7 protein-coding genes are annotated in these 6,805 nt (G+C 73.0%); 3 read left to right on the forward strand and 4 right to left on the reverse strand.

The features are described 5' to 3' along the window. Together P3L51_RS34125 and P3L51_RS34130 are read left to right on the forward strand one after the other, a co-directional pair. Positions 1-723, forward strand: a 723-nt coding sequence (locus tag P3L51_RS34125; RefSeq protein WP_354609237.1) for a GNAT family N-acetyltransferase, incomplete at its 5' end; no start/stop codon positions are given. Next, positions 720-1,652 (forward strand): lysophospholipid acyltransferase family protein, encoded by a 933-nt coding sequence (locus tag P3L51_RS34130; protein ID WP_354609238.1) that lies wholly within the window; start codon positions 720-722, stop codon positions 1,650-1,652. The genes P3L51_RS34125 and P3L51_RS34130, both read left to right, overlap by 4 nt. Here P3L51_RS34130 and egtD read toward each other — a convergent pair. From egtD to egtA, 4 genes are all read right to left on the reverse strand, one after another. Continuing rightward, positions 1,547-2,509, reverse strand: a complete 963-nt coding sequence (gene egtD, locus P3L51_RS34135) for an L-histidine N(alpha)-methyltransferase (RefSeq protein WP_354609239.1) — start codon at positions 2,507-2,509, stop codon at positions 1,547-1,549. The two genes, P3L51_RS34130 and egtD, sit on opposite strands and share 106 nt — an antisense overlap. Then, the gene (egtC, locus tag P3L51_RS34140; RefSeq protein ID WP_354609240.1) at positions 2,506-3,261 is read right to left on the reverse strand and encodes an ergothioneine biosynthesis protein EgtC; all 756 of its coding nucleotides are present in this window, start codon (positions 3,259-3,261) and stop codon (positions 2,506-2,508) included. Before egtC ends, egtD begins: the two co-directional genes overlap by 4 nt. Continuing rightward, positions 3,261-4,583: an ergothioneine biosynthesis protein EgtB gene (egtB, locus tag P3L51_RS34145; protein WP_354609243.1), complete on the reverse strand. Its 1,323-nt coding sequence runs from the start codon at positions 4,581-4,583 to the stop codon at positions 3,261-3,263. Before egtB ends, egtC begins: the two co-directional genes overlap by 1 nt. Before the next feature lie 83 nt (positions 4,584-4,666). Continuing rightward, complete coding sequence (gene egtA / locus P3L51_RS34150; RefSeq protein WP_354609241.1) at positions 4,667-5,941, reverse strand: ergothioneine biosynthesis glutamate--cysteine ligase EgtA; 1,275 nt, start codon at positions 5,939-5,941, stop codon at positions 4,667-4,669. Between the two features lie 163 nt (positions 5,942-6,104). Between egtA and P3L51_RS34155 the strand changes: the two genes are divergently transcribed. Further along, the coding region (locus tag P3L51_RS34155; protein ID WP_354609242.1) for a TIGR02452 family protein at positions 6,105-6,805 on the forward strand (701 nt) is incomplete at its 3' end.

Genomic DNA, 6,805 nt, shown 5'->3' on the forward strand with positions numbered 1-6,805 from the left:
TATGTCGTCTCCCTCGCCCGCGACCAGCAGGACGTACGCGCCGCCCAGCGCCTGCGCTACCTGGTCTTCGCCGGCGAGATGGGCGCCTTGGTCGACGGGCCCGAGCCCGGCCTCGACGGCGACGCCTTCGACGCCCACTGCGACCACCTGCTGGTACGCGAGGCCGAGACCGGCGAGGTCGTGGGGACGTACCGCCTGCTGCCGCCCGACCGCGCCCGCGTCGCCGGACGGCTCTACTCCGAGAGCGAGTTCGACCTCCAGCGGCTCGACCACATACGCGACGACCTGGTGGAGGTCGGCCGCTCCTGCGTCCACCCCCTGCACCGCAACGGCGCCGTCATCGCCCTGATCTGGGCCGGACTCGCCCGCTACATGACCCGCACCGGCCACAACTGGATGGCGGGCTGCTGCTCCATCCCGCTGAGCGACGGCGGCGCCCTCGCGTCGGCGACCTGGAACACCGTCAAGGACCGCAACCTCGCTCCGGAGGAGTACTGGGTCACCCCGCACCGCCTCTGGACCCCGGACAGCGCCTCCGTGCCCGCCGCACGCGCCGAACTCCCCGCGCTGCTCCGCGGCTACCTGCGGCTCGGCGCCTGGGTCTGCGGCGCGCCCGCGCACGACCCGGAGTTCGGGGTGGCCGACCTGTACGTCCTGCTGTCGCTGCGCCGCACCAACCCGCGCTACCTGCGGCACTTCCTCTCGCTCGCCCCGGCGCGATGAGCGCCTGGCTGCCCACGGCGCCCTGCACCCCGCAGCTGTGCGCCCTCCGGTCCCAGGACACGCGCCGGGGCACGGTCGCCGCGTGCGCGCGGCTGCTGGCCGGTCTCTGCGCCGTCGTCGTCGGGATCCTGCTCCTCCCGTTGGCCGCCCTGCTCGCCGCCGGTTCGCGGGACCGGCTGACGCGAGTCTGGACGCGTACGGTGATCCGGTACTTCGGCGTGCGCATCCGGATCGAGGGGGCCGCGCCGGATCCGGCGCGCGACCCGACGCCCGAGGCGCACGGCGGGGTGCTCGTCGTCGCCAACCACATCTCCTGGCTGGACATCCCGCTCGTCGCAGCCCTGTTCCCCGGCCGGTTGCTGGCCAAGAGCGACATCCGTCGCTGGCCCGTCATCGGCACGGTCGCGGAACTCGGCGGCACGCTCTTCGTGGAGCGCGACCGGCTGCGCGCGCTGCCGGGGACGGTGGGGGACATCCGGGACGCCCTGCGTGCCGGATCCCGGGTGATCGTCTTCCCCGAGGGCAGTACCTGGTGCGGCCGGGACCAGGGGCGTTTCACCGCTGCCGTCTTCCAGGCCGCGCTGGACGCGGGGGCGGCCGTCCGTCCCGTACGGATCGGCTACCGCCCGCTGGGTCCCGCCGCTTTCGTCGGGGACGACCCGCTCGCCGTCTCACTGTGGCGGATCGCGGTGGCCCGCGGGCTCACGGCGGAGATCGAGGTACTGCCCCTGATCCCCGCCGGGCGCCACACGGACCGCCGCTCACTGGCCCGCGCGGCGCAGCGGGCCGTCGCTCGGACCGCTCCTGTCCGGACCGTTCCGCCTCAGACCGCCGTCGCCAGCGACAGCGCGAACCGCCCGGCCCTGTCCGTCCACCAGTGCGCCAACTCCATTCCCGCCCCCGCCAGTTCGGAGCGGACACTGTCCTGAGTGAACTTCGCGGACACTTCCGTACGCATCTCCTCACCCGCCTCGAAAGTGACCACCAGATCCAGCTCGGGGATCTTCACGGAGAGTTCCCGGCGTGCCCGGAGCCGCATCTCGATCCACCGCTGTTCACCGTCCCAGCGCGCCACATGGTCGAAGTCCGCCGGGTCGAAGTCGGCGCCCAGCTCACGGTCGACGACAGCCAGCACGTTCTTGTTGAAGGCGGCCGTCACACCTGACGCGTCGTCATAAGCCTTGACCAGTACGGACTCGTCCTTCACCAGGTCCGTCCCCAGGAGCAGCGCGTCGCCGGGCACGAGCATCGCGCGCACCGATGTCAGGAAGTCGGCGCGCTCGTCGGGGAGCAGATTTCCGACCGTGCCGCCGAGGAAGGCGACCAGCCGCGGCCCCGGCGTGTCCGGCAGCGCCAGTTCCTTCGTGAAGTCGGCGATGAGCGCGTGCACATGGAGGTCGGGACGCTCGGCGAGCAGCGAGTCCGCGGCCCCGGTGAGCGCGCTCTCGCTCACGTCGACCGGTACGTAACTCCTCAGCAGGGGCAGCTCGTCGAGCAGGTGCCGGGTCTTCTCCGAGGACCCCGAGCCCAGTTCGACCAGCGTGCGGGCCCCCGTCGCCGCCGCGATCTCGGGCGCGCGGGCGAGCAGGATCTCCCGCTCGGCGCGCGTCGGGTAGTACTCGTCGAGCGCGGTGATCTCCTCGAAGAGTTCACTGCCCCTGGCGTCGTAGAACCACTTGGGCGGCAGGGACTTGGGGCTTCGGGTCAGCCCGTGCAGCACATCGGCGCGCAGCGCGGCGTCGGTGGCGTCCTCGGGCAGGGTGCGGGTCAGTCTGTACGGGCTCACGCGGGGGGCTCCTTGAGAGGGGTGAGCAGGACATCGGTGCGGGTCGCCGCCAGCAGGGTGTGGTCGGGGACCTCGCGCCAGCGCGGATCGTCGTCGTACGGCTCCGAGGCGACGACGGTGCTCCGGCCGGGCTCGGTGAGATACCAGAGCGTGTCGCCCCAGGCGGTCGCCGTGACCGTCTCACCGTCGGTGAGCAGCAGGTTCAGCCGGGATTCGGGCGCCGCCTCGGCCACCTCCAGGACCGTGTCGGCCAGGGCCTGGCCCATGCCGTCGCCGTCCCGCAGCCGGTGCAGCGCCAGCGCCCACACGAGCGCCGAGTCGGTCCGGGCGTCCAGCGACAGCAGTTCGGCGGCGGAGAGGGTGGCGGCCGGCGACGCCAGGCTCGACGGCCAGCCGCGCACCGCGCCGTTGTGGCTGAACAGCCAGGGCCCCGAGGCGAACGGCGCCGCCGCCGCCTCACCGTCCGAACCCGACTCGGTGGCGTCCCGCACGGCCGCGAGCACCGCGCCGCTCGTGACCACCCTGGCCAGGTCGACGACGCTCTGATCGCCCCAGATGGGCCCCGTACGCCGGTAGCGCGCGGGCGCCGGGTCGCCGTCGGCGTACCAACCGACGCCGAAACCGTCGGCGTTGACCGTCCCGTACCGCTGTCTGCGCGGCTCCCAGGACTGCCGGTACAGCCCGTACTCAGGGCTGATCAGCACCTCGCGCAGCGCCACCGGCGGTCCCACGTACGCGATATGACGGCACATCAGATGTCCCCGGCCGAACGGGCGGTACGGAATCCGGCGAAGATCTGCCGGCGCACCGGCAGGTCCCAGTTGCGGAAGGTGCCTCGGCACGCCACCTGGTCCACGGCGAAGGAGCCGCCGCGCAGCACCTTGTGCGCGCCGCCGAAGAACACCTCGGAGTACTCCCGGTAGGGAAAGGCGACGAAGCCGGGATAGGGCAGGAAGTCGCTCGACGTCCACTCCCACACATCGCCGATCAACTGCCGTACACCCAGCGGCGAAGCGCCCAGCGGATAGCTGCCCGCGGGCGCCGGCCGCAGATGGCGCTGGCCGAGGTTGGCGTGCTCGGGGGTCGGGTCCTCGTCGCCCCAGGGATGGCGCCGCGAGCGGCCGGTGGCCGGGTCGTGCCGGGCCGCCTTCTCCCATTCCTCCTCGGTCGGCAGCCTGCGCCCGGCCCAGCGGGCGTACGCGTCCGCCTCGTACCAGCTGACGTGCAGCACCGGCTCGTCGGCGGGGACGGGCTCGACCGCCCCGAAGCGGCGGCGTATCCACTGCCCGGCCTCCCGCCGCCAGAACAGCGGTGCGGCGATGGAGTGTTCACGGATCTGGTCCCAGCCGGCCGGGGCCCACCAGCGTTCGTCGCTGTAACCGCCGTCCTCGATGAAGCGCAGATAGTCGCCGTTGGTCACCGGCACCGTGTCCAGGTGGAACGCCGGCACGAGCCGGTGGTGCGCGGGCTTCTCGTTGTCCAGCGCCCACGGCTCGGCCGAGGTGCCCATGGTGAACTGCCCCGCCGGGACGAGGACTTCGTCCGGCAGGTCCGCCGCGTCCACGGGATCGGGGCCCGGCGGCTCCGGCGCGGTGAGCGCGGCGGAGCCGCGACGCAGCTGATGGGTGATCAGCATCGTCTCGTCGTGCTGCTGTTCGTGCTGCGCGATCATCCCGAAGGCGAAACCGGCGTCCAGCAGCGGGCCACCCCGCAGCGGACTGCTGTCGAGGATGTCCAGGACCCGGCCCCGGATGTCGGAGGCGTACGCGCGGGCCTCGGCGGGGGCGAGCAGCGGGAGCGTGGGACGCAGCGCCCGGGGATGCTCGAAGGCGTCGTACACCGAGTCGATCTCCGGCCTGACGGCCTCCCTGCCGCCGACCGTACGGAGCAGCCACTGCTCCTCCTGATTGCCGATGTGGGCCAGATCCCAGACCAGCGGCGACATCAACGGCGAGTGCTGCGCGGTCAGTTCGGGCTCGTCCACGCAGGAGGTGAGCAGCGCGGTGCGTGCGCGCGCGGTGGTCAGCGCGTCGACGGCCCGGCGCCGCAGCGCCTCGACGGATATCCCGTCCATGGTCCCGTCCGTGGTCTTGCCCGTGGTCTCGTTCGAGGCCCCGTCCGCCGTCTCGGTCCCGGCCGGTGTCCCGGCGTTCTCGGTCATGTGCGCAGTTCCTTCCCGGTCGCGGGGACGTCCATATCGTCGGCGGGGCAGCGGCCCGGCACGACATACCGCTCGTTGAAGGCCGCGACGGCCTCCCGCACGGCCTCGGTGGCGCCCGTGCGGGGCAGCGCCTGCTGCGCGACGGCGAAGCACTCCACCGCCGCCGCGTGCAGCTCGGGGTCGGCGAGCCCGTCGCGCGCGGCCGTGACCCAGAGCGGATTGCCCGGCGCGGGCAGGGCGCCCGCGGTCTCGGCGAGCGTCTTGACCGTCCGGTACACCGTCTCGGCGGCCTCGGGGTCGTCGAACAGCGCGGTGGTCACCGCCAGCGGCACCATCCAGCCGTCGGTCCCCGGCTGGGCGTCGATCATCCGCAGCTCCAGATGACCGCGCGGGCGCACCGGCGGGAACAGGGTGGTGATGTGGTAGTCGAGATCGGCGCGCACAGGCGGGCGCGGCAGCCCCGACCGGATCCACTCGCGGAAGGGCAGCGCGTCGGGCACGTCCCAGGGGCCGTCCGCCGTCCGGACGCACATCACCGGCGCGTCCAGCACGTACGCCGCCCACGCGGCGCGCGGCTCCCGCCGCATGTCGGGCGACTTGGTGCGCGCCGGATCGAGGTCCGTCCACAGCGCCTGCCGGGTGGAACGCCAGCCGGTGGTACGGCGCGCCTGGACGGGCGAGTTGGCGAACGCGGCCACCAGCACCGCGCCCAGCAGATGGGCCAGCTGCCACCGTCTGCCGTACCCGAGCGGGCCCGGCTCCTCGTGCCCCGCGTCGAGGCACACCTGGACGGAGGCGGACGCGCGCATCATGGCGCGGCCCGAGGGGCCGATCCGGTCGAGGTAGGTCTCCATCGCGTCGTACCGCGGCTCCTGGAGGAGCCTGGCCGGTGAGTGCCACGGATCCTGTCCGAGGCCGGTGAGCGTGAGACTGGCCGTACGCAGTTCGCGGCGTACGGCGACGAGGTCCGCGGCTGTGGAGTTGACGCACTCCATCAGGGAGGCGGCGGGCGCCGAGCTGAGCTCCAGCTGGCCACCCGGTTCGAACGTCAGCGCCGATCGCAGGGGCAGGTCCCGAAGGCCGCCGAAGGCCTTGTCGAGACGCTCGGTCCGAACGGGCAGTTCGGGGTCGTACAGATCGTGCACGAGCCATTCCAGTTCGACACCGACGATGCGGGGCGGCCCTGTCTTGAAACATATGCCGCGCAGCAGCGCCTCGGCGTCGTCCTCGTTGAGAGACGGGCCCTCAGCTGCGAATTCGTCCGACGACATGGCCGGATCCTCCTGTCGAAGACCGTGACCGGACCCCGTCCCGGGGTTCGGGGCGGGGCGCTTTGTCCAACCTAAGGCCACTCCCGCCGCTTCGCACAAGAGTGCCCCCACGGGCGGGAAACATGGTTGCCCCGAGCGCGTTTCCTCATCGAGGATGCCTGGCATGAGCGCACGGCTGCGGGGGATCGCGAAGCACACCGAAGAGATCGTCGAGGCGGGCGGGTACCGCGCCGAGGACGGCCGCCAGGTGCCGCTCACGGCACTGCTGGCCGCCGCGACCGGGGGAACCCGGCTGTACGGCCCGGAGCCCGTGCCGGTCACCCCGGACACCTCCCGTACGACATCCTTCGAGGTCACCGGCGAGAGCAGCCTCCAGGCCGCCCGGCGGGCGACCTCGGCCGCGCCGGGCCCCGTGGCGGTCCTGAACTTTGCCTCGGCACGCAACCCGGGCGGCGGCTACCTGAACGGCGCACAGGCCCAGGAGGAGGCGCTGTGCCGGGCCTCCGCGCTCTACGTCACCCTGCTGCGCGCGCCGGACTACTACGCGCACCACCGGGCCGACCGCAGCCCGTTCTACAGCGACCGGGTGATCCACTCGCCCGGCGTACCGGTCTTCCGCGACGACCGGGGACGGCTGCTCGACGCCCCGTTCACCGTCGGCTTCCTCACCTCGCCCGCGCCGAACGCCGGGATCGTCGCGCGCGACCGGCCCGAGGAGACCCCTCGTATTCCGGCCGCGCTCGCCTCGCGCGCCGAACGGGTCCTGGAGGTGGCGGTGGCGGGCGGCTACCGGCGCCTGGTGCTCGGGGCGTGGGGCTGCGGGGTCTTCCGCAACGACCCGGCGCGGGTGGCCGGCACCTTCCG

This window comes from Streptomyces panacea, assembly GCF_040560175.1.
Taxonomy (GTDB): domain Bacteria; phylum Actinomycetota; class Actinomycetes; order Streptomycetales; family Streptomycetaceae; genus Streptomyces; species Streptomyces panacea.

Coding starts and splice junctions, on each gene's coding strand:
- P3L51_RS34130 (WP_354609238.1), top strand. CDS start 720: ATGAGCGCCTGGCTGCCCACGGCGCCCTGCACCCCGCAGCTGTGCGCC.
- egtC (WP_354609240.1), bottom strand. CDS start 3,261: ATGTGCCGTCATATCGCGTACGTGGGACCGCCGGTGGCGCTGCGCGAG.
- egtB (WP_354609243.1), bottom strand. CDS start 4,583: ATGGACGGGATATCCGTCGAGGCGCTGCGGCGCCGGGCCGTCGACGCG.
- egtA (WP_354609241.1), bottom strand. CDS start 5,941: ATGTCGTCGGACGAATTCGCAGCTGAGGGCCCGTCTCTCAACGAGGAC.